Source organism: Arthrobacter sp. SLBN-122, assembly GCF_006715165.1.
In the GTDB taxonomy this organism is placed as follows: Bacteria; Actinomycetota; Actinomycetes; order Actinomycetales; family Micrococcaceae; genus Arthrobacter.
This window is the reverse complement of the sequence record NZ_VFMS01000001.1, coordinates 1,141,252-1,162,989: the sequence shown is the minus strand read 5'-3', so window position 1 is coordinate 1,162,989 and position 21,738 is coordinate 1,141,252. Positions and strand designations below refer to the sequence as shown.

19 protein-coding genes are annotated in these 21,738 nt (G+C 65.0%); 11 read left to right on the top strand and 8 right to left on the bottom strand.

The window, feature by feature from the left end; all coding sequences use genetic code 11:
• Window positions 1–4: 4 nt before the first annotated feature.
• Window positions 5–2,329, bottom strand: a complete 2,325-nt coding sequence (locus FBY36_RS05480) for a transglycosylase domain-containing protein (protein WP_142117679.1) — start codon at window positions 2,327–2,329, stop codon at window positions 5–7.
• Between the two features lie 37 nt (window positions 2,330–2,366).
• On the opposite strand from FBY36_RS05480, the gene FBY36_RS05475 reads away from it, so the two are divergent.
• The 8 genes from FBY36_RS05475 to arfA all read left to right on the top strand — a co-directional run bounded on the left by FBY36_RS05475 (window position 2,367) and on the right by arfA (window position 10,115).
• Window positions 2,367–2,522 carry a DUF4177 domain-containing protein gene (locus FBY36_RS05475; RefSeq protein ID WP_009359196.1) on the top strand — a complete coding sequence of 52 codons (156 nt, stop codon included), beginning with the start codon at window positions 2,367–2,369 and terminating at the stop codon, window positions 2,520–2,522.
• Between the two features lies 1 nt (window position 2,523).
• A complete protein-coding gene (locus FBY36_RS05470; RefSeq protein WP_142117678.1) occupies window positions 2,524–3,057 on the top strand; it encodes a RidA family protein in 534 nt (177 codons plus the stop codon).
• A 15-nt stretch (window positions 3,058–3,072) separates the two neighbouring features.
• Window positions 3,073–3,984, top strand: a complete 912-nt coding sequence (locus FBY36_RS05465; protein ID WP_142117677.1) for an NUDIX hydrolase — start codon at window positions 3,073–3,075, stop codon at window positions 3,982–3,984.
• Between the two features lie 83 nt (window positions 3,985–4,067).
• Window positions 4,068–5,102 (top strand): LacI family DNA-binding transcriptional regulator, encoded by a 1,035-nt coding sequence (locus FBY36_RS05460; protein WP_142117676.1) that lies wholly within the window; start codon window positions 4,068–4,070, stop codon window positions 5,100–5,102.
• Between the two features lie 179 nt (window positions 5,103–5,281).
• Entirely contained in the window at window positions 5,282–6,616 is a 1,335-nt protein-coding gene (locus FBY36_RS05455) for an extracellular solute-binding protein (RefSeq protein ID WP_142117675.1), read from the top strand.
• Between the two features lie 25 nt (window positions 6,617–6,641).
• On the top strand, window positions 6,642–7,622 hold the full coding sequence (locus tag FBY36_RS05450) for a carbohydrate ABC transporter permease (protein ID WP_142117674.1): 981 nt from the start codon (window positions 6,642–6,644) through the stop codon (window positions 7,620–7,622).
• 2 nt (window positions 7,623–7,624) lie between these two features.
• Window positions 7,625–8,521: a carbohydrate ABC transporter permease gene (locus tag FBY36_RS05445; protein WP_142117673.1), complete on the top strand. Its 897-nt coding sequence runs from the start codon at window positions 7,625–7,627 to the stop codon at window positions 8,519–8,521.
• Between the two features lie 55 nt (window positions 8,522–8,576).
• A complete protein-coding gene (gene arfA / locus FBY36_RS05440; RefSeq protein ID WP_142117672.1) occupies window positions 8,577–10,115 on the top strand; it encodes an arabinosylfuranosidase ArfA in 1,539 nt (512 codons plus the stop codon).
• 70 nt (window positions 10,116–10,185) lie between these two features.
• On the opposite strand, the gene FBY36_RS05435 is transcribed toward arfA, so the two are convergent.
• Window positions 10,186–10,863 (bottom strand): Crp/Fnr family transcriptional regulator, encoded by a 678-nt coding sequence (locus FBY36_RS05435; protein ID WP_013602309.1) that lies wholly within the window; start codon window positions 10,861–10,863, stop codon window positions 10,186–10,188.
• 195 nt (window positions 10,864–11,058) lie between these two features.
• Here FBY36_RS05435 and FBY36_RS05430 point away from each other — a divergent pair, with 195 nt between their 5' ends.
• Window positions 11,059–12,243 (top strand): MarP family serine protease, encoded by a 1,185-nt coding sequence (locus tag FBY36_RS05430; RefSeq protein ID WP_142117671.1) that lies wholly within the window; start codon window positions 11,059–11,061, stop codon window positions 12,241–12,243.
• A gap of 9 nt (window positions 12,244–12,252) precedes the next feature.
• Here the strand turns inward: FBY36_RS05430 and aroQ are convergent, their stop codons facing one another.
• From aroQ to FBY36_RS05405, 5 genes are all read right to left on the bottom strand, one after another.
• Window positions 12,253–12,717, bottom strand: a complete 465-nt coding sequence (gene aroQ / locus FBY36_RS05425) for a type II 3-dehydroquinate dehydratase (RefSeq protein ID WP_142117670.1) — start codon at window positions 12,715–12,717, stop codon at window positions 12,253–12,255.
• Window positions 12,718–12,841: 124 nt separating this feature from the next.
• A complete protein-coding gene (locus FBY36_RS05420; protein WP_142117669.1) occupies window positions 12,842–15,034 on the bottom strand; it encodes an alpha-galactosidase in 2,193 nt (730 codons plus the stop codon).
• 157 nt (window positions 15,035–15,191) lie between these two features.
• Window positions 15,192–16,535, bottom strand: coding sequence for an ABC transporter substrate-binding protein (locus FBY36_RS05415; RefSeq protein ID WP_142117668.1), 1,344 nt, complete (start codon window positions 16,533–16,535; stop codon window positions 15,192–15,194).
• A gap of 104 nt (window positions 16,536–16,639) precedes the next feature.
• Window positions 16,640–17,569, bottom strand: coding sequence for a carbohydrate ABC transporter permease (locus FBY36_RS05410; protein WP_142117667.1), 930 nt, complete (start codon window positions 17,567–17,569; stop codon window positions 16,640–16,642).
• A gap of 10 nt (window positions 17,570–17,579) precedes the next feature.
• Window positions 17,580–18,512 (bottom strand): carbohydrate ABC transporter permease, encoded by a 933-nt coding sequence (locus tag FBY36_RS05405; protein WP_142117666.1) that lies wholly within the window; start codon window positions 18,510–18,512, stop codon window positions 17,580–17,582.
• A gap of 183 nt (window positions 18,513–18,695) precedes the next feature.
• On the opposite strand from FBY36_RS05405, the gene FBY36_RS05400 reads away from it, so the two are divergent.
• Together FBY36_RS05400 and FBY36_RS05395 are read left to right on the top strand one after the other, a co-directional pair.
• On the top strand, window positions 18,696–19,901 hold the full coding sequence (locus FBY36_RS05400) for a Gfo/Idh/MocA family protein (protein ID WP_142117665.1): 1,206 nt from the start codon (window positions 18,696–18,698) through the stop codon (window positions 19,899–19,901).
• A 1-nt stretch (window position 19,902) separates the two neighbouring features.
• Entirely contained in the window at window positions 19,903–20,931 is a 1,029-nt protein-coding gene (locus tag FBY36_RS05395; protein WP_142117664.1) for a LacI family DNA-binding transcriptional regulator, read from the top strand.
• On the opposite strand, the gene FBY36_RS05390 is transcribed toward FBY36_RS05395, so the two are convergent.
• Complete coding sequence (locus FBY36_RS05390) at window positions 20,928–21,716, bottom strand: DeoR/GlpR family DNA-binding transcription regulator (RefSeq protein WP_142117663.1); 789 nt, start codon at window positions 21,714–21,716, stop codon at window positions 20,928–20,930. The genes FBY36_RS05395 and FBY36_RS05390 overlap by 4 nt on opposite strands.
• Between the last annotated feature and the right edge of the window lie 22 nt (window positions 21,717–21,738).

Genomic DNA, 21,738 nt, shown 5'->3' with positions numbered 1-21,738 from the left:
GCGCTTAGCCGTTGCCCTTCTTATCGTTCCCATTGCCGTTGCTCGTGGGTGCCGGGGCCGGCGCCTGGGTGGCGGGAGCCTGCGGAGCCGGTGCCGTCGGGACGGGGGCCTGGGTAGCCTGCGGGGTGGTCCTTCCAGGGGCGGTAGTGGTGGTTCCGCTGATCATGTTGCTCGGCGGTGCCGGGAACGGGTTGGTGCCGTACGCCGGGGCAATCTTGGCCATGTAGGTGGAGAACATGGGGCCGGCGATCATGTAGCCGTCAATGCCCTTATAGAACTTGCCGTTGACCGTGATGTTCTGTCCTGCACGGCTTTGGTCGCCCAACGGATCGCCGAACCAGGCAGCCGTTGCCAGTCCCGTGGTGTGGCCCACAACCCAGGTGGAGCCGTTGTTGTTGGACGTACCGGTCTTGGCGCCGATGGGGAAGCTGGTCCGGGTAGAGATGCGGGGCTGGATCAGCGAGCCCGAACCCCGGTTCAGGACTTCCTGCAGCGCATAGTTCACGCCACGGGCAACTTCCGGCTTGATGGCATCACGGCAGCTGCTGGACTGCGCCGGGAGCTGCTTGCCGGTGGCGTCCGTGACCGCGGTGATGGCGATGGGTTCGCAGTACTTGCCGTCGTTCGCGAAGGTGGCAAAGGCGCTGGCCATGGTCAGCGGCGAGGTCTGGGTGGAACCCAGCAGGTTGCCAAGGGTCATCATGTTCACCTTGGGGTTCGGCTCGCTGCCGTCAGCTGAGGGCAAACCGCTGTGCAGTCCCACGGCGTCCACGATCTTCTGGATCCCGCAGAAGTCCAGCTGGGCGGCCGAAGCAAACGTCACGGTGTTGATGGAGTTATAGAGGCCCTCCAGGACCGTCAACGGCCTGTACCACTGGGGCTCGGCGTTCTGGAGGTCGTCCGCGGCGTCCAGGCCGGCGTTCTTCTGTGCGGTGCTGTAGGCGCCCTGGATCTTGCCGCAGGTGTTCTTCCACGGATAGCCAACCGGATAGACGCGCTGCGCGGCGTTGACCGTGGTGTTCATGGTCTTGCCCTCGTTGAGCCACTCGGCAAATGTGAATGGCTTCATGGTGGACCCCGGCTGCGCGCCGCCCATGCCGTTGAGGTCGTTGCCGTCCTTGTCCAGCTTGTCCAAGTTGAAGTTCAACTGTGAGTCGAAGCCCTGGCCGGGCAGGAAGGTGGTGTTCTGGGCCATCGAAATGATCTTGCCGGTGCCGGGCTGCACGGACACCATGGCGGCGCCCCACTTATCAGGGTTGGCGCCGGCGGCTGCATTGGCCTGCTCCTGGGCCGTGGCCTGGGCGTTGGGATCCAGCGTGGTGGTGATGGTGAGCCCGCCGCCGTAGATCAGCCGCTGGCGCTCTTTCACGTCCGCACCGTAGGCCGGGTTGTTTTCGAGCAGGTGCAGGATGTAATCGCAGAAGTACGGGGCAGAGGCCGCGTAGGCGCAGCCCTGCTTGGGCTGGGTCACCTTGGGCTCCACCGGGGTGGCCACGGCGGCGTCATGTTCGGCCTGGGTGATCTTGCCCTGGTTCAGCATGAGTCCCAGGACCAGGTCGCGGCGCTGCTTGGACTTCTCCGGGTTGGTGATGGGGTCGAAGGCGGAGGGGCTGTTCACCAGGCCGGCCAGGAGCGCTGCCTGCGGGAGGGTGAGGTCCTTCGCGGTGGTGCTGAAGAAGTACCGGGAAGCGGCCTCAATGCCGTATGCGTCACGGTTGAAGAACACGATGTTCAGGTAGCCCTCAAGGATCTGGTCCTTGCTGAACTCCTTCTCCAGGGCGATGGCCAGCTTCATTTCGCGGAGCTTGTCACCCACGCCCTTGTTGACGCCGTTGAGCTTGATCTGGTCCTCTTCGCCGGCGGCGGCGAGGTTCGCGTTGAGCACGTTGTTGACGTACTGCTGCGTGATGGTGGACGCACCCTGCTTGTTGCCCCGGGCGGTGCTCACCAACGCGCGGAGGATACCGGTGGTGTCCACGCCGCCGTGCTCGTAGAACCGGCTGTCTTCAACGGCGATGATGGCGTTCTTCATGTTCGGCGAAATCTGGTCCAGCGGAACCTTGGTGCGGTTCTCGGTGTACACGCTGGCGATCTCGCTGCCGTCCGCGGCCAGGATCCTGGTGGTCTGGCTGGGGGGATCAACCTTCAGCTCTGCCGGAAGGGAATCGAAGAAGTCAATGGAACCGCTTGCCGCGCTGCCGGAGACGGCCGCGGCAGGGACCAGCAGGCCTGCCACGAGGACACCGCAAATCGCGCTCACACCAAGGAAAACGAGGATCTTACCCAGTGTGGTGGCAGTGTCGAATAAGGGGTTGTTGCGAGTCGCCATGTTTTCCACTTTACCGGCAAGGGCTACGCTTTCTCTCATGACCAAATGGGAGTACGCGACGATTCCGCTCATTATCCACGCCACAAAGCAGATCCTGGACCAGTGGGGGGAGGACGGCTGGGAGCTCGTCCAGGTGGTCCCCGGACCCGACGGCAACGGCCTGGTCGCCTACCTCAAGAGGGAGAAGCAGTAGCATGAGCACCCCCGCCGAAGCCCAGTCCAGCGCCGCAACGGCGCCCGTTTCCGCCGTCGAACAGCGCCTCGCGGAACTTGGCATCACCCTCCCCGAGGTGGCCGCCCCGGTGGCCTCCTACGTTCCCGCCATCATCTCCGGCAGCCACGTCTACACCTCGGGCCAGCTGCCGTTCATTAGCGGCAAACTCGAAGCTACGGGCAAGGTGTCCGCCGGTAGCGAAGGGTACGCCGACGAGCCCACCGTTTCCCCCGAGGACGCGCAGCGTTACGCAGCCGTCTGCGCCGTCAACGCCCTGGCCGCCGTGAAGAGCGTCATCGGCGACCTCGACAGGATCACCCGGATCGTGAAGGTTGTGGGATTCGTCGCATCGGATCCCTCATTCACCGGCCAGCCCGCGGTCGTCAACGGCGCCTCGGAACTGCTGGGCCGCGTCCTTGGTGAGGCCGGGCAGCACGCACGTTCCGCCGTCGGCGTTGCCGTTCTTCCGCTCGACTCTCCCGTAGAGGTCGAGCTGATCGCCGAATTCAGTTAAGACCGGACACTTCCCTTGCCACACCTCGCGCGACGCCTTTTTGCACTTCCCCAGGACCTTGAAGGGGCAGCGCAAAGCTGGCTCGAACACGGCGAGCGCACCCCCCGGGCAGCGCGCTACGCCTCATCAGTAGTCCTCCTGCGTGATTCGCCCACCGGCCTGGAGACGTGGCTGGGTTACCGGCCCGGCTCCTCGCCGCTGGGGGTCCTTGCCTTCCCCGGGGGGTCCCTTGACCCGGCCGACGACGATGCCATGGGGTGGCTGGGCCCGTCACCGCAGCATTGGGCTGAGCAGATGGGAACGGACGACGTCGGGCTGGCGCGGCGCCACGTGGTGGGCGCCATCCGTGAGCTCTTCGAGGAAACCGGGGTGCTGCTGGCCGGCCCGGACATGTCCAGCACGGTCGAGGCCACCTCCACCCCCGAGTGGATGCGGGCACGCATTGCGGTGGCCGAGCAGGAGAAAACGCTCGCCCAGCTGCTGGGCAAACGCGGCCTCTCCCTGCGGACCGATCTGCTCAAGTCCCTCGTCAACTGGCGCAGCCCCGATTTTGCACACCGCCGGTTCGACACCCGCTACTTCGCCGCCACCGTTCCGCTCGGCCAGGAACCCTCGCTGCTCGAAGGCAAGGGCGTGTGGGGCCGGTGGGTCAACGCCGCACAGGTGATCCAGGAGCGGAACACCACGGCCCTGGGCGATGAGGCGGCGCAGGAGAACACCGTAGGCCGCCAGCTGGGTGAGCTGCTGGTCCCCGGCTCCGAAATCATGCTCGAGAAGATGGCCTCGGCCAACGGCTGCATCGCCTACCTGAGCTACAAGCGCAAGCCGCATGTCTACCAGCCAACACTGGTTGAAGAAGACGGCAGGCTCATGCTCGAAGTCGAGGCCGCCAAGACCGTGGCGGGGGACCACCAGCGCGAACGCTGACGCTCCGCCCTCGGTGCAGCTTGGGGGAGTGCGGGCCGGAGTAAAATCGTCAGCAAAGCCATACCGGGAGCAAGGGGGCGCCGTTGCGCGCAACGGTCAAGGACGTAGCGCGCCTCGCAGGGGTTTCGCCGAAGACGGTCTCGAACGTCATGAACGGCATTGTTCCGGTCAGCGGTCCCACCAGGGTCAAGGTGGAGCGGGCCATGGCGGAACTGGACTACGTCCCCAACCTCTCGGCCAGGGGGCTCCGCAACGGCAGGTCGGGCGTCATTGCCCTGGCCTTGCCCGACCTCGGAACGCCGTACTCCGCCGAGATCGCACACAGCGTGGTGGAAGTAGCCCACGAGCAGGGGTGGAGCGTACAGATCGAGGAGACGGGGTCCGACCCCGCCCGTGAGTACGAACTGATGTCGCGGGCGCGGTCCAACCTGATCGACGGGCTCATCCTGAACCCCGTGGTTCTGGATGAAAGTGCCGTCAAAGTGGGGGTTGCCCTCCCGCCGGTGGTCCTGCTGGGGGAGGTGTCCCAGAAACTGGCCGACCGCGTATGGGTGGACAGTGTTGCGGCTGCCCGTGACATGACCCTGGCGCTCGGCAGGACCGGCAGGCGGCGTATCGCAGTGCTGGGAGCAGCTGAAGGCCGGGGTTCGGCGGCGGCGGTTCTCCGCACCCGTGGTTACCATGCGGCACTCAAAGAACTTGGCATTGCCCGGGATGACTCTCTGATCATCCGCTGCGAAAAATGGAGCCCGGACACAGCGGCGAAAGCACTGTCCACCTATCTTGACTCGCACCCGCTTCCCGAGGCCTTGTTTTGCTTCACGGACTCCATGGCCATCGGAGCACTCAGCGTGCTGTGGAAACGCGGGCTAAGGGTTCCGGACGACGTAGCCGTTGCCGGGTTCGACGATATTGCCGACGCTCAGTACGCAGTGCCATCGCTGACAACTGTTTCCTTCGACAAGCGCCAGGTGGCCAGGGAGGCTTTGCGCCTGCTGACCGAACGCATGGGCGACCGCGAGGGACCGCAGAGGGTTGTGGCCATCGACTACCGCATCGTGGAGAGGGAGAGTACCGCCTCCCAGGCTCAACCCTGTGCCACACCTTCCGGCAGCTAACCGAGAGCAGCGGGTCACTTTGGGAACGCTAACAATTTTTCATTGCGGTAGTCATTACATCGATGTAATCTGAGGCGGGCGTCACACTAAAGCCCTCCGGGGCGTGGCTGCCGGCAGGCAGCGACAACGATTTGTGGCACGGAAATGACTTTCAGCGGACCCATCCAAAGGAGTGACGGGTGAAGCAGTTTGAGTTTTTCGAAGGCAGGCAGCTGTCAAGACGGCAGCTGTTATCAGGAACCGCGGCCGTGGGCAGCGTGTTTGCTGCAGCGGCCCTGGCCGGGTGCGGCGGGAACGCTTCCGCCGCAGCCGTCAGGGACATTCAGTTCTGGCATCTGCTGTCCGGCGGTGACGGCATCAAGATGCAGGCCATGATCAGCAAAGCCAATGACGCAAACCCCGGGTTCAAGGTTCATCCCACGGTCCTTGCCTGGGGGCCGCCCTACTACACCAAGCTCGCCATGGCTTCGGCTGGCGGGCGGCCGCCGCAATTGGCCATCATGCATGCCAGCCGGGTTCCCGGCTACGCGCCCGGCGGCCTGATCGACCCGTGGGACCTGGACCTGCTGTCCGAATTCGGCGTCACGGCCCAGAACTTCGCGCCGAGGATCTGGGACAAGAGCCAGAACAACGGCAAAGTCTTTTCCATCGCCCTGGATTCGCACCCCTTTGTCATGTTCTACAACCGTGACGTGGCGGGAAAGGCGGGACTGCTTGGCAGCAACGGGCAATTGCAGGAGGCGAAGTCGCCCCAGGAATTCCTCAGCATGGCCCGGGAAATGCAGAAGGTGACCCAGGCGCACGGGCTGTCCTTTGGCTACCTTGGCAGCGGGTCCCAGATGTGGCGGCTCTTCTACACCCTCTACCGGCAGCACGGCGCGGACATGGAGCTGACGCCCGGCAAGCCGATGGTTGCGGACAATGAAGCGGCGGTGGAGTCCCTGGAGTTCATGGCATCGCTCTTCGATGACACCATTGCGGCGCAGAGCGGTGATATCAGTACAGGGATCGCGGAGTTCGCCCGCGGCGGCTCGGGGATGCTGTTCAGCGGCGTCTGGGAACTGCCAACGATGAAGAAGGCAGGCATCCCGGTAGACGCAGCAACCATTCCAACGCTTTACGGCACACCAGCGGCTTATGCCGACTCGCATTCCTTCGTGCTGCCCCGGCAGTTGAATGTCGACGACGCGAAGCGCCGTGATGTCTACAAATTCGTCAGTGACATCCTCAAAGGCTCCCTGTCCTGGGCCGAGGCAGGCCACATCCCGGCGTACCAGCCGGTAGTGCAGTCCCAGGCTTACCGCGACCTCACCCCCCAGATCCACTATGCCAACGCGGCGGACATTATCGCCTACGACCCCGAGGCCTGGTTCAGCGGCTCAGGCTCCGACTGGCAGACCTACTTTGCCGAGACCGTACAGAACGTACTCCTCGGCCGCGACAAGGCTGCTGATGGCTGGGATGCCTTCGTGCGGCGCACCAACACCCTGCTTTCCCGTCCCAACCCGGTGTGAACCGCCAAGTGACATAGGAGTCCAAATGAGTTCCTTAGCAACATCACACGACAGCGAGGGGCAGGCGCGCACGCTGCCAGGGCTGTCCCGCCAAAAACAGTCCAACCGGACGGGATCCCGGTCCGCCCGGCCCCGTCCCCAAGGGAGCAGGGACAACCTCAACGGCTGGGCGTTCGCCGCGCCGTTCCTGGCGTTCTTCCTGGTCTTCCTCGTCTGGCCCCTCCTCTACGGGCTGTACATGAGCATGACGGGCAAGTCGCTCACCGGTGCCAACGACAGTGTCATCGGCTTCGCCAACTATGCGGAAGCCCTCGCCGACGCCGACATGTGGCATTCGCTGGGCAACACCCTCTACTTCACGGTCATCAGCACCATCCCACTGGTGGTCGTTGCCCTGATCATGGCGGCACTGGTCAACGTCGGACTGCCTGCACAATGGCTGTGGCGGCTTTCCTACTTTGCCCCGTACCTGCTGGCCTCCACGGTGGTGTCCCTGTTCTTCACCTGGATGTACAACCCCCAGTTGGGCCTCATCAACGACACCCTGGTGAAGATCGGGCTGCCGAAGGTGGCTTGGCTGAATGACCCCGGCGTAGCGATGTGGGCCATCGTCATCGCCACGCTGTGGTGGACCGTGGGGTTCAACTTCCTGCTGTACCTGGCTGCGATGCAGAACATCCCGGCCCAGCACTACGAGGCAGCATCGCTGGACGGTGCCGGCGCCTGGCGGCAGTTCTTTTCCATCACCCTGCCGCAGCTGGCCCCCACCACCGTGATGATCGTGCTCCTCCAGATCCTGGCCTCGCTGAAAATTTTCGACCAGGTCTACCAGATGACCGCCGGCGGGCCCGGTGGAGCAACCAGGCCGGTGGTGCAGTACATCTTTGAAACCGGCTTCACCGGTTACCGGCTGGGCTATTCGGCAGCCATCTCCTACATCTTCTTTGGATTGATCGTGGCTGTTTCGGTCATCCAGTTCTTCATCACCCGCCGCAGGAGTGCATAGCCATGGCAACCGAAACCCTCACCCGCCCCGTCACCGCCACTGCCAAATCATCCGCCGGCCGCAGGACCGGCCGCAGGATGACCCCCGGCCGGGCTGCAGTCCTGGCGGTCGCCGCGCTGCTGGCCGTCCTCTGGCTGGTGCCTTTCGCCTGGGCAACCGCCACTGCTTTCAAGAGCGAGACGGACGCTGCCGCTCCGAAGATCAGCTGGATCCCGCCGTCGGGCTTCACCGCCGATGCGTTCATAAAGGTGTTCCAGGACGGCAACATCCCGCTGTGGACCTGGAACTCCCTGTACACCTCGGCGGCCATCACCGCCATCACCTTGGTGATCTCCGCACTCGTGGCCTATGCCCTGTCCCGGATCGATTTCCGGGGCAAGAAGGTCCTGATGGTGGTGATCATCGCTTCCATCATCATCCCGCCGCCGGTCCTGATCATTCCGCTGTTCTACCAAATGGTGGCACTGCACATGATCGACACCTCCTGGGCCATCATCCTGCCGCAGGTCATCCACCCCGCCATGGTGTTCGTGCTCAAGAAGTTCTTCGACCAGATTCCCCGTGAACTCGAGGAGGCCGCGGTGATGGACGGTGCCAGCCGCATGCGGATCTTCCTGCAGGTGGTCCTGCCGTTGTCCCGTCCCATCCTGGCCGCCGTCGCGATCTTTGTGTTCATCGGCGCCTGGAACAACTTCCTCTGGCCGTTCATCGCCACCAACGACGGCTCCATCCTGACCCTCCCCGTGGGGCTCCAGACCATCAAGAGTGCATACGGCATCCAGTACGCCCAGAACATGGCATCGGCCCTGCTCGCAGCACTGCCGCTGATCCTGATGTTCCTGTTCTTCCAGCGCCAGATCATCAAGGGCGTTGCGACGACGGGACTCGCCGGCACCTGAACCCCGCCTTCGCTTTTCCACCACAGACCCCAAGCACAACCAAGGAGATTTGCACATGTCCCGCGCCAGGATCACCCTCGACCGCGACTTCACCATCGCCGACGTGCCCCGCCGGCTGTTTGGCTCATTCGTGGAGCACATGGGCCGCTGCGTCTACACCGGAATCTACGAACCGGGCCACCCGGAGGCCGACGACAACGGCTTCCGCCAGGACGTCCTCAAACTCGTCAAGGAGCTCGGCGCCACCGTCATCCGCTATCCCGGCGGCAACTTCGTCTCCGGCTACGACTGGGAGGACGGGATCGGCCCCCGCGAGGACCGGCCCCGCCGGCTGGACGGCGCCTGGCATACGCTGGAGACCAACGCCTTCGGCCTGCACGAGTTCGTGGACTGGTCCCGGCAGGCCGGCACCGAAATCATGGAAGCCATCAACCTGGGCACCAGGGGAGTGGACGCCGCCCGGGCCATCGTCGAATATGCCAACCACCCCGGCGGCACCCGCCTCTCCGACCTGCGGGCCAAGAACGGCCACAAGGACCCGTTCAACATCAAACTGTGGTGCCTGGGCAACGAGATGGACGGTCCGTGGCAGATCGGCCACAAGACGGCCGAAGAGTACGGCCGGCTGGCCCAGGAAGCGGCCAAGGCCATGCGGTTCGTGGATCCGGGCATCGAACTGGTGGCCTGCGGAAGCTCGAATTCCGGAATGCCCACCTTCGGTGCATGGGAGCAGACGGTCCTGTCGCATGCCTATGAAGAGGTGGACTACGTCTCACTGCACGCCTACTACCAGGAGCGTGACGGCGACGTGGGCAGCTTCCTCGCCAGCGCTGTGGATACCGATTACTTCATTGAATCGGTTATCGCCACTGCCGACGCCGTCCGGGCCAAGGGCAAGCACAAGAAGCACATCAACCTGTCCTTCGACGAGTGGAACGTCTGGTACCAGCGGGGCCTGGACACCGAAGACCAGCCGCACAACGTCTCCAAGGCCGGCTGGCGTGAGCACCCCAGGGTCATCGAGGACAAGTACAACGTGACGGACGCCGTCGTCGTTGGGACCCTGCTCAACTCTCTGCTCCGCCATGGGGACAGGGTCAAGATTGCCAACCAGGCACAGCTGGTCAATGTCATTGCCCCCATCTTCAGCGAGGAGAATGGGCCCGCCTGGCGCCAGACCATCTTCCACCCCTTCGCAAGGATGGCAGAACTGGCGAAGGGCCGGATCCTGCGGTTGTCCGTGGACTCGGACAAGTACGACAACGCGCGGTTCGGCGACACGGACCTGGTGGATGTCAGCGCCACCTGGAATGAGGAAACGGGCCGCGTGGCCCTGTTCCTGGCCAACCGGGGACTGGAGGAGGCCGCCGAGGTGGAGGTCAGCCTGCGTGGCTTCGACGCGCAGCGGGTGGTCAGGGCGGAGGTGCTCGAAATCCCGGAGGGCGGTGACCGTTTCACCATCAACAACCAGGAGAATCCGGACCGGGTGGGCCTGAAGCCGCTCCAGGGAGCCAAAGCAAGCGGGTCCGAGCTCCGGCTCAGCCTTCCCGCATTGTCGTGGGCCGTCGTCGAACTGGACGTGGTCAGGAACTGACCCGCTACCCAGATACGGAAAAGGCCGCCCCTCGGGGCGGCCTTTTTGCTGTCCTACTTTTTGCCCGGTCCTAGCGGGAACGCTGGCGGAGGCGCTGCATGTCCAGGATGACCACGGCGCGGGCCTCGAGCCGGAGCCAGCCGCGCTGGACGAACTCGGCCAGGGCCTTGTTGACCGTCTCGCGGGAGGCGCCCACCAGCTGCGCCAGTTCTTCCTGGGTCAGCTCGTGTGCCACCAGGACGCCATCGGTGGCCGGCCGGCCGAAGCGGTCTGCCAGGTCCAGCAGGGCCTTGGCCACGCGGCCGGGGACGTCGGAGAACACCAGGTCGGAGAGGGAATCGTTGGTGCGTCGCAGACGGCGGGCCAGGGCCTGCAGCAGCTGGGCCGAAACCTCGGGGCGCGTGCGCAGCAGGGTGTTCAGGCTCTCGTTCTTGAGCCCGGCCAGGCGGGTTTCGGACACTGCGGTGGCGGTGGCCGTGCGCGGGCTGGGGTCGAACAGCGCCATCTCGCCGAAGAGCTCACCCGGGCCGAGGATGGCCAGGAGCGATTCGCGGCCGTCGGGGGAGGTGCGTCCGAGCTTCACCTTGCCGGAGACGATGAAGTACAGCTGGTCACCCTGGTCGCCTTCGCGGAACACGGACGCGCCGCGGGACAGGTCCACCTCGGTCAGCTCATCCGTCAGAAGCCGGAATGCGTCGTCGTCGAGCGTGGCGAAAAGGGGTGCTCGGCGCAGTACCTCGATGTCCATGAAATCTCCTGAGTAAAAGTATCGGCTGTGGCGCTTGTGCCATTGTTTCAGAATTTTCAACGTTCTGTGACGAACTTGGCAGCCGAAACGCCTGCAGGCAGCTGAGCGCGGGTCTGCCGGAGGGCGCCGCAGGCCGCGGAAGATTGTCAGGGTCCGCCACTAGAATGGGAATTCAACTGTTAATAAGGAGCCTTTGTGGTCGGCCTGACTGTCCTGGACATCGTCCTGATCCTGGCGCTGCTGTCATACCTGATCTATGGCCTCCGCAACGGGTTCCTGGTCACGGCCGGTGGCCTTGCAGGGTTTGCTGCAGGTGCCATTGCCGCCTTCTTTGCCGTCCCCCTCGTCAGCACCTTCGTCGAGGACTCCGGATGGAGGCTTACCGCCATCATCGCCGCCGCCGTCGTCCTGATGGCGTTGGGGCACGGGCTGGGCACCATGGTGGGGCGCCAGCTCCGCGGCGTGGTGCGTATCCGGCCCCTGCGTGCTGTGGACCGGCTGGTGGGCGGTGCGCTGAACCTCGTGGTCTCGGCCCTGGTGATGTCCATGCTGGCCTTCAGTGTCAGCTCCCTCGGCGTCCCGGTGGTGTCCCAGCAGTTGGCCGAGTCCAAGGTGATCCGCTTTATCGACGGGCTCACTCCGACACCCGTCAAGGCCACCATGGCGCAGCTGCGCTCCACGGTGATCGGCAACGGCATCCCCACGCTGATCGAAGGGCTGGACCAGGGCCAGAAAGTCCAGGTGCCCAACACCAGCACCAATACCTCTGCGCTTAACAAAGCGGCACAGTCGGTGCTCAGGATCGCCGGCACCGCGTACGAATGCGGGCAGAACCAGACCGGCAGCGGCTTCGTGGTTTCCCAGGACCGCGTGGTGACCAACGCGCACGTGGTCGCGGGCGTGTCGCAGCCGGTGGTGGAGATGTCCGACGGCGGCGCGATGCCCGGGCGCGTGGTCTACTTCGATACCAAGCGGGACCTGGCGGTCCTTGCCGTAGACAACCTGCCGTCCCGGCCGCTGCCGCTGAGCCGCGACCTGCCCGGCGGCAGCCAGGCCGCGTTCGCCGGATATCCGCACGGCGGACCTTTCCAGTCCAAGCCCGCCACGGTGCAGGACATCGCCACGGTCCTGGTCCCGGACATCTATGGAAACAACCCCTCGCCGGAGGACATCTACCGCCTGGCAGGGGATGTGCAGCCGGGAAACTCGGGCGGCCCGCTGCTCACCAACGACGGCCAGGTGGCCGGCGTGATCTTCGCCAAGGCAACCTCCGATGCCGAGGTGGGGTTCGCCATCACCATGAACGACCTTGACCCGGTGGCAGAACAGGCGCCGGCACTGTCCGCTCCCGTTTCGTCCGGGCAGTGCATCCAGAAATAGCGCCTCCGGCTAGAGGACCTCGGCGAGGTAGTCGATGGCGAGCTTGTAGCCGAACACCCCGGCGCCAACAATCACCGCCGCGCAGACCGGCGACAGGTAGGAGTGGTGCCGGAATTCCTCCCGCTGGTGCACATTGGTGATGTGAACTTCGACGGCGGGGAGCTGCACGGCGGCCAGGGCGTCACGAAGTGCCACGGACGTGTGCGTGAAGGCGCCGGCGTTGAGGACAATGCCGACCGCGTTCTGCCGGGCGGCGTGGATGGTGTCCAGCAGGACGCCTTCATGGTTGGACTGGACGCACTCCACTGCAAAGCCATGCTGCTCTCCCGCGGAAGCGGCCAGCTGCTCCACATCGGCAAGGGTGGACGTACCGTACTTCTCCGGCTCCCGCGTACCCAGCAGGTTCAGGTTGGGGCCATTGATGACCAGGATGGTGCCGCGGCCGGCTTCGACAATGGAGGAGGCTTCAGTCATGCGTGCAAATCTATCGGTTGGCCCTGCCCGCCGCGCATTCTTACGCCCACCCACCCCCATCGACTGCTCCGTAGGTGTCGTTTTGAGGCCCGAAAACGACAAATACGGAGCAATCGACGGTTGTTTAGGCGGCGGTCACCTTCAGCAGCAGGGCATGCTCGGGGTTCAGGATGGGCATGGGGAGGCCCACCTCGGCGAGGAACCTGCCGTTCGCCACCGCTCCTTCGGCCAGCCAGGCGGGCGGCTGGACCTGCGTGTAGTTGTGGGCGTAATCGGCGTCACCCGGCGTGGGAAAGAGGGCTTCCACCCGATAGGTGCGTTCCGGCTCCAGCCCGGGGAAGCCGAGCCGGCCCGGGACCTCGGCTGCGGAGGTGCGCATACTGACCACGGCGAACAGTGCCGCCGTCGTGCCTTCCGCAACGGCCCCCTCCGCCACCACGCCATGCAGCAGAAACGCTTCATCCATGACATCGGCATTGACCCGGCGGCCGCTGTGGATCAGGCCCCGGTGTTCCTTGTACAGCCGCACGAAGCGCCGCAGCTCGTCGCGGTCCCTGCCCTGCACGCCGCGGATGTCCCACTCCATGCCGAAATGGCCAAAGAGCGCGGTGATGGCCCGGAAGGACAGGTCATGGGTGCGGGCGGTGGTGTGCGAGGTGGTGGGGCCAATGTGGCTGCCCACCAGCTCCGGCGGGACCACGGCGCCGGTCCAGCGCTGGATGGTCTGCCGTTCCAGGGCGTCATTGCAGTCCGAGGCCCAGATCCGGTCCGTCCGGTCCAGGATGCCCAGGTCCACGCGCGCGCCGCCGGAGGAGCAGCTTTCAATTTCGACGCCGGGATGCGCCTTCCGGAGCTCGTCGAACAGTCGGTAGGCGGCCAGGGTCTGCTCGTGGATAGAAGGGCGGCCGGCGTGGCCGTGCTCCAGAAGATCCCGGTTCTGGTCCCACTTCAGGTAGCAGATGTTGTTGTCGGCGAGCAGCGCGTTGATGCGGTCGTAGATGTACTGCCAGGCCTCCGGGTTCACCAGGTCGATGATGTGCTGGTTGCGCCATTCCAGGGGCAGCCGGCCGCCGTCCTTGTGCTGGATCGCGGATGGCCCAACAATCCAGTCCGGGTGGGCTCGGGCGATGTCCGAGTCCAGGTTGACCATCTCCGGCTCCACCCACAGCCCGAACTCCATGCCACGGGAGGTGACGGCGTCGATCAGCGGGGTCAGGCCCTGGGGCCACAGGGTTTCGTCGACGTACCAGTCGCCCAGGCCGGCGTGGTCATCGCGGCGGCCCCGGAACCAGCCGTCGTCGAGCACGAAACGCTCCACGCCGAGGTCCGCGGCCGAATCGGCGAGTTCGATCAGGGTGGGGAGGTTGTGGTCGAAGTAGACCGCTTCCCAGGTGTTCAGCACCACGGGACGGGGCTTTCCGGCGGGCAGGCCTGTGGAGGCGGCGGGCAGGACGTGGTGCGGGCGGGACCGGAACCAGCTGTAGAACGCCGCGGTGATCCCGTCCAGGCCACGGTCCGAGTAGGCCGCGAACAGGGCGGGTGTGGTGTAGCTGCCGCCGGGCTCCAGGATGACCTCGGCCGGACCCAGCAGCTCCGAGCCGCCGATCATGGTGCGGCCGTCGCCAATGGTGTCCGCGAACTGCTCGTGGTTCCCGCTCCAGGCCAGGTGCGTGGCCCAGACTTTGCCGTGGCGGTTGCCGAAACCCTGGGTGCCGGCGGCGAAGAGCAGGGAGGAATCGTGCCCGGTGCGGCCGTGGCGGCCTGTGCGGACCCAGGTGCCCTGCTGGATGGTGCGGCGTTGGGGGTGGCGCTCGCGGCACCAGCGGCCGGTCAGGTCGAGAAGTTCGACGGCGTCCGGCGCCACCGGGAGGACGGTGGCCAGTTCATCGACCTGGAAAGGAGTGGCACCGTCATTGGTGACGGTGTGGCGGAGTTCCAGCAGGCCGCCGTCGTGAAGCGTCAGGGAAGACGAGACGCTGATCCCGGTATCGGCGTCGGCCTGGACAATGGTGGCGCCGGCTCCGTCGGCGGTGACGGAGGTGACGCGAAGGCGGGAGGAGAAGTCCAGGCCTGCACCGCCTTCGGAGAAGCGGGAGCCGCGCAACGCGGGGCGCCCGCGCCATGACGAGGAAGCCTGGGGGAGGAGTCCCGCGGGGACGCGGGCGTCGATGGCGGAGTGCGCCACTGGGGCGGTCAGGATGGCGGGATCGGGCAAGTCCGCGCCCAGGTCCGCGCCCCAGTGGATGACCTCGGCCTCCCCGCTGTCGAAGCTGATCACCAGGCTGGTGCCGGCGGAACGGAGGTGGAGGGGTTCCATAAGGAGGTCTCTTTCGTTGTGCTGGGGACGCGCCTGGGGGCCCAGGGCAAATCCCTCAATGAGCTGAGGATAGCCGGATGCCGCCGCCGCGAGGAGGGGGCGGCGGCATCCGTTGTGTGGCTGCGACCACATACGCAGCCACGGCTTGGGCAGGTGCCTACTTGAACAGGGCGTTGACCTGGTCGTTCGCCTGCGTGAGGGAGCTGGCGGGGGCCTTGCCGGAGACCACGGCATCCATGGCCGGCTTCAGGATGCCCTTGACCTTGGCCGTGTTGTCAGTGATGGGGTAGAGGAACGTGGTCTTGTTCTTGACGTGCTCGGTGAACGCGGTGACGTCCACGCCCTTGGCCTTGAACGCCTCGGCAGCCTTGTCGGAGGAAGTCTTCAGCGCGGGGAACACCACGGCCTTGGCTGCGACCACATCCTGGCAGTCGGCAGAAGCAAGGTACTCCACCCACTTGATGGACGCGTCCTTCTTCTTGGTCCCGGCCCAGATCGAGTCCGCCAGGCCGTTGAACATCGACGCCCGCTTGCCCTCCGGGCCCACAGGCGTCGGGGCGATGCCAAGGTCGATGCCCTTGTAGCCGGTGTACTGGCCGATCATCCATGACCCGTGGGCGTTAATGGCCGATTTTCCGGCCGCGAAGGTGTCCGCCATGCTGGCACCCACTGTCGTTTCCAGCTTGGGCATGTAGCCCTTGTCGGCCAGGCCTGCGAACCACTCCATGGAGGCCTGGAACTTGGGGTCATCGAAGTTGTAGTGGGTGCCCCACGGGTTCTTGTCCGTGTGCGACCAGCCGGTGGTGTTGGTGAGGTAGCTCCACTCGGTCTGGCCCGAGGAGTCGCCGCCGCCGTTCAATCCGAGCCCGTAGACGTCCACGTTGTTCTTGTCGAAGCCCGGCTCGTCACCGCGCTTGCCGTTCTTGTCCACCGTGAGGTGCGCAATGACCTTCTCGTAGGTGCCGCCGTCCTGCGGGTTCCAGGTGAGGTTCTTCATCTGGTCTTCGGTGATGCCGGCGGAGGCAGCCATCGCCTTGTTGTAGAACAGCCCGATGGTGTCCCAGTCCTTCGGCAGGCCGTAGCGCTTGCCGTCCTGGCCCACCCACAGATCGGCAAGGCCCTCGTTGTAGCCGGCCACATCGATGCTGTCCTTCTTGACGGCGTCATCGATGGCGAGCAGCTGCTTGTTCTTGGCCAGTTCACCGTACCGGCCCAGGTGGTCGGTGAAAACGTCAGGGGCTGTCCCACCGACGAAACCGTTGGTCAGCGTGCTCCAGTAATCGTCCCAGCCGCGCTGGGTGATCTTGACCGAGATATCCGGGTTGGCCTTATGAAAGTCATCCGCGCACTGCTGGTAGGCGGGAAGCTGGTTTGCGTCCCAGAGCCAGTAGTTGATCTCGCCCTTGGCGGATTCGGCGGATCCACCGCCACCTCCGCAGGCGGAGAGGGCCAGGACGGCGGCAGCGGCAGCAGCGAGGGTGCCGATTGCTTTCTTTTTCATGACGGGTCCTTTCGGGAAGGTACTTCCGGCAGGCCGCCATGGCGCGCCGGGGTAGGGAGGTGGGGAAATTGCAGGGTGGGTGGGGAGGGTTGCGTGATGAGGGGTTACTTGATGCCGGAAAAGCCGATGGAGTTGACGATCTTCTTGCCGAAGGCGGCGAAGAGGATCAGGACGGGAAGGGCCGAAACCAGCGTTGCCGCCATGAGGCCGGACCAGTCCGGGGCGCCCTGCGGGGACTGGGACTTGAAGACGCCCAGACCCACCTGGAGAACGCGGACATCGTCCTGCGACCCCACCAGCAGTGGCCAGAAGTATTCATTCCACTGGCCGATGAAGGTGAGCAGCGCCAGGGTGGCGATGGGGGCGGCGGCGTTGGGCAGCACGATCTGGAAGAAGATCCGTAGGTGCTTGGCGCCGTCGAGCATTGCTGCTTCCTCCACTTCGCGGGACATGTTCAGGAAGAACTGGCGAAGGAAGAAGATGGCAAACGGCGTCATGAAGAGGTAGGGCAGGACCATGCCCAGCATGGTGTTCAGGAGGTCCAGGTTCTTGATCAGCAGGAAGTTGGGCAAGGCCGTGAAGATCGGCGGAACCAGCATGGTGCCCAGGAACAGGCTGAAGACCGCATTGCGGCCCTTCCAGCGGAGCCGGGCGAAGGCATAGGCGGCCATGGCGCTGAAGAAGACGGCGCCGGCGGTGGTGACCGAGGAGAAGATGACCGAGTTGCGCAGGTAGAGCCAGAAGTCGATGGCTGCCCCGGAACCGCCTTCTGCGACGGCCTCGGCGGGGGACTGCAGTCCGAACACCCGAAGGAACGCGCCGAAGGTGAAGTCCGCCGGCAGCAGGCTGGCCGACTGGGATGCCAGGGCCGAGTTGGTGGACAGGGCCGTTCGCAGCACCCAGAGGAAGGGGAGGACCGAGACGGCGATGGCGAGGACCAGGAGGGCCCATGCGCCGGCGCGGCGCGGATTGAAGGGACGCCGACGGCGGCTGGCTGGCTTGGCCAGCGGGACGCGGCTGGTGGTGGTGGTCATGCGGGACTCCTTAGTCCAGGTCCGACTCGTTGCCCTTGAGGAACTTCATCTGGATGAAGGCCACCAGGGCGAGGATGAGGAAGAGAATGACGGCGATGGCTGATCCGTATCCGAAGTCGGATTCCGTGAAGGCCCGCTGGTAGATGTAGTACTGGATGACCCGCGTGGCGTTGACCGGACCGCCCTGGGTGGTAACGGCCACGGTGTCGAAGACCTGGAAGGAGCCGATCACCGTGACCACCAGGACCAGCACCAGGACCGGCCGCAGCAGCGGGATGGTGATTTTGCGGAAGGTCTGCCACGGCGAGGCGCCGTCCAGCTTTGCTACTTCATAGACGTGGCCCGGAATGGCCTGCAGGCCGGCGAAGATCAGCAGCGCCGTGTAGCCCATATGGCGCCAGGTGTTGATCAGGGCCTGGGTGGGGATGGCCCACGCTTCGCTCCCGAAGAACGCGGTACGGGGCAGCCCCGCCCAATCGATGAACTGGTTCACCACGCCGATCTGGTAGTCCAGCATCCAGAACCACAGCAGCGCGGCAATGACATTGGACATCAGGTAGGGCAGGAGCAGCGCCCCGCGGACCAGGGTGGATTTGGCCACCTGGTGCATCAGCAGTGCCAGGCCCAGGGCCAGGGCTGTTTGCAGGGCGATGTTGATCAGGACGTATTGCCCGGTGACCGCAAGGGAGTTCCAAAACAGCGGGTCCTTGGCGATGGCCTGGTAGTTCCCGAGGCCGATCCATTCGGGGTCCCCGAGGATGTTGTACTCGGTGAAGCTGAGGTAGATGCCCCGCAGCGTGGGCACCAGGTAAAAGACGATAAATCCGATCATGGCCGGGGCGATGAAGAGCAGTGCGATCTTCAGGTCGCTTTGTCCCCGGCGCTTCAGCGGCCGGCGCACCGTGTGCTGGGCCGGGCTGGCGTTCCTGGTAAGGGTGGTCATCGTCGACCCTTTCGGCGAGTGTGATGAAAGTAACAGGCTGTGAAGCAATCTACACGAGTAGATATGCGGGTGGCAAGAGGATGTTTTTCTTTTACGTGCGGGCTGTCTTATTCGTCTATTGGTTATTGACTCGAGTAGATCGTGGTGCAAGACTCGGTTATCCCCTCAACGGAAGGCATGACAATGACGTTTTCCATCGGCGTGGTAGGAGCCGGCCAGTTCGGCGCCCAGTTCGCCCACCTTTTCAACCTCCACCCGGGCGTCAGTGACGTGTATGCGGTGGACGAGCGGCCGGAGCGTGCTGCCGAAGCCGCGGAGCGCTACCACCTTGCCGGGACCAAGGGGGACTACGACGAGCTCCTTGCCTCGGATGTCGACGCCGTTGCCATCTTTACCCAGCGCTGGACCCACGGCCCGCTCGTGGAACAGGCGCTCCGCGCCGGCAAGCACGTCTACTCAGCCGTGCCCATGGCGGTTTCCGAAGAGGAAATCGCCCGCATCATCGAAGCGGTCCGGGACACCGGGAAGGTCTACATGATGGGCGAGACCAGCTACTACAACCCGGCCACCGTGTATGCCCGCGAGCAGCAGGCGGCAGGCAGGTTCGGCCGGATTTTCTATTCGGAAGGTGACTACGTCCACGACATGGACCTCGGTTTCTACGACGCCTACCAGTACAGCGGCGGTGAGCGCTGGAAAGAGACGGCCAGCTACCCGCCCATGCTCTATCCCACGCATGCAATCGGCGGTGTACTGGGGGCAATTCCGGCGCACGCGGTCAGCGTCAGCTGTGTAGGGGTCCGGGATGACCGGAACGACGGCGTCTTCGACCGGGACGTCAGCATGTTCGGCAACGACTTCTCCAACGCCACCGCGCTATTCGAGCTGAACGACGGCGGCGTGATGCGCACCAATGAGATGCGCCGCGTAGGCTACCCCTCCCACATCCGGGAATCACGCTTCCGCTTCTTCGGTACGGAGGCAAGCTTTGAACAGCTCGCCAAGGTCACCGTGTGGCAGGACAAGCAGGATGTCCATGACATCTCCGAGCAAATGGAAACCCGGCCCAGCATGTCCCTGGACGACCCCTCACTGGCCAATGTGGCCCCGGAGCTACGGGACGCGTTCGTGTCAGGACTTTCCCCCGTTCACGACGCCGAACGGCTGCCGGATGAGTTCAGCGGCGCACCGAACGGGCACGAGGGAAGCCACCACTTCCTCGTGGACGACTTCGTCACCGCGGTCAACAACGGCACCCTGCCGCCCGTGAACGCGTGGGTTGCTGCCCGCTTCACCCTTCCGGGCATCGTGGCCCACCAGTCCGCCCTGCAAAACGGCGCGCGGCTCCCCATCCGCGACTTTGGCGACGCCCCGTCCACTGGTAGCTAGCATGTACTCCATGGCCACTTCGACTGCCCCGGCGCCCCGCGGACCGGTGACGCGCAAGGATGTTGCGCGCTATGCCGGCGTCAGCACCGCCGTCGTCAGCTATGTGGTCAATGGCGGACCCAAAAAGGTGGCCCCGGCTACGGAGGCGAAAGTCCAGGATGCCATCCGAAAGCTGGGGTACCGTCCCAATGCTGCCGCCCGGGCCCTGAAGCTGGGGTCCAGCGAAACGATAGGCCTGGTCATCCCGGACAACAGCAACCCCTTCTTCTCGCTGCTGGCCCATGCGGTGGAAGATGCCGCCGCAGAATTGGGCTACGCCCTGGTGCTGACCAATTCGGACGGAAACCTGGCGAAGGAACTCCGGAACGTCCGCAACCTTGCTGCCCGGCAGGTGGACGGGGTGATCCTTTCCAGCGTTTTGATGGAACCTGCCCTGCCGGAACTTGAATCTGCGGAGATCCCTGTTGTCCTGCTGAACCACAGCGGCGATGCGCCCGGATTTAACAGCGTGGGGGTGGACCTGGTGGCCGGGGCAAAATCGGCTGTCAAACACTTGATCGGCCATGGGCACACCAACATCGCCCTCGCCATGGGTACCAACACCGGCAACTACTATGACGGGCGTGAGGAGGGCTGGCTGCAGGCCCTGGCCGAGGCGGGCCTGCCGGAGGGCCCCATTGTCCGCGCGCCCTTCACCCGGGAGGGCGGGTACGCGGCGGGCAAGCGGCTCCTGGCCGCCGCGGACCGCCCCACCGCCATTTTTGCCACCTCCGACCTGCAGGCCGTGGGGATCCTCCGGGCCCTCCATGAAGCGGGGCTGTCCATTCCGGAGGACATCGCCCTGGCGTCCTTTGACGGTTCAGCTGAAGCGGAGTACAGCTGGCCGCCCCTCACCACGGTGAAGCAACCCGCGAAGGCCATGGCGGAGGCCGCCGTCAGTGCCCTCATCGGCGCACATCGCGGCACCGCCGCCGAGCACCTGATCTTTCCCGCCGAACTGCAGGTCCGGCAGTCCTGCGGCTGCCCCTAGGCTGCAGCGAGCCGGAGCTTGCCCACCTTCTCCTGCAGGACACGCTGCGCGTCCGAACCCAGTCCCGGATCGCTGATCACCTCATCCACTTCGTCCAGTGACGCAATGGAACTGATGCCCAGGACGCCCCATTTGGTGTGGTCCGCCAGCACCACGGTTTTGCGCGCGGCAGCCACAAAGGCGCGGTTCGTTTCCGCCTCGAGCAGGTTGGGAGTGGTGAAGCCGGCCACCGCGTCCATGCCATGGACGCCCAGGAACAGCAGGTCGAGGTGCAGCTGCTTCAGGGCGCTCGTGGCGATGGGGCCAACCAAGGCGTCCGACGGGGTCCGCTGGCCGCCGATGAGGATCACCGTGGAGCTGTAGTGGGCCCGGCCGGTGGCCGCGGCATGGTGGAACAAGTCCGCGATGCGCACGGAATTGGTAACCACAGTGATCGGCGGCCCATTGACCAGTTCCTTGGCGAGGGCCCACGTGGTGGTTCCGGCGCTCAGGCCAACAGCCATCCCCTCATGGACCAGCGCAGCCGCTTCGACGGCAATGGCACGCTTCTCGGAGGTCAGCTGTGTGGACTTCAGTTCGAAGCCGGGTTCATGGGTGCTGGCGTCGCCGGGAAGCTTGGCGCCGCCGTGGATCCGTTCAAGCTGGCCGGCTTCCTCCAGCAGTTCGATGTCCCGCCGGACGGTCATGAGGGAAACGCCCAGCTGCTGGGCGAGGTCTGACACGCGGACAACCCGTTCCCGCTGGACTGTGTCCACGATGGCCTGGTGTCGTGCAGCGGGGAGCATGGTGTTCCTTTCGGGCGGCGGT

Bases quoted from the DNA above. Each gene is read 5' to 3' on its own strand.
- FBY36_RS05480 (WP_142117679.1), bottom strand. From the start codon at position 2,329: ATGGCGACTCGCAACAACCCCTTATTCGACACTGCCACCACACTGGGT.
- FBY36_RS05475 (WP_009359196.1), top strand. From the start codon at position 2,367: ATGACCAAATGGGAGTACGCGACGATTCCGCTCATTATCCACGCCACA.
- FBY36_RS05470 (WP_142117678.1), top strand. From the start codon at position 2,524: ATGAGCACCCCCGCCGAAGCCCAGTCCAGCGCCGCAACGGCGCCCGTT.
- FBY36_RS05450 (WP_142117674.1), top strand. From the start codon at position 6,642: ATGAGTTCCTTAGCAACATCACACGACAGCGAGGGGCAGGCGCGCACG.
- FBY36_RS05445 (WP_142117673.1), top strand. From the start codon at position 7,625: ATGGCAACCGAAACCCTCACCCGCCCCGTCACCGCCACTGCCAAATCA.
- arfA (WP_142117672.1), top strand. From the start codon at position 8,577: ATGTCCCGCGCCAGGATCACCCTCGACCGCGACTTCACCATCGCCGAC.
- FBY36_RS05435 (WP_013602309.1), bottom strand. From the start codon at position 10,863: ATGGACATCGAGGTACTGCGCCGAGCACCCCTTTTCGCCACGCTCGAC.
- aroQ (WP_142117670.1), bottom strand. From the start codon at position 12,717: ATGACTGAAGCCTCCTCCATTGTCGAAGCCGGCCGCGGCACCATCCTG.
- FBY36_RS05420 (WP_142117669.1), bottom strand. From the start codon at position 15,034: ATGGAACCCCTCCACCTCCGTTCCGCCGGCACCAGCCTGGTGATCAGC.
- FBY36_RS05415 (WP_142117668.1), bottom strand. From the start codon at position 16,535: ATGAAAAAGAAAGCAATCGGCACCCTCGCTGCTGCCGCTGCCGCCGTC.
- FBY36_RS05410 (WP_142117667.1), bottom strand. From the start codon at position 17,569: ATGACCACCACCACCAGCCGCGTCCCGCTGGCCAAGCCAGCCAGCCGC.
- FBY36_RS05405 (WP_142117666.1), bottom strand. From the start codon at position 18,512: ATGACCACCCTTACCAGGAACGCCAGCCCGGCCCAGCACACGGTGCGC.
- FBY36_RS05400 (WP_142117665.1), top strand. From the start codon at position 18,696: ATGACGTTTTCCATCGGCGTGGTAGGAGCCGGCCAGTTCGGCGCCCAG.
- FBY36_RS05395 (WP_142117664.1), top strand. From the start codon at position 19,903: ATGTACTCCATGGCCACTTCGACTGCCCCGGCGCCCCGCGGACCGGTG.
- FBY36_RS05390 (WP_142117663.1), bottom strand. From the start codon at position 21,716: ATGCTCCCCGCTGCACGACACCAGGCCATCGTGGACACAGTCCAGCGG.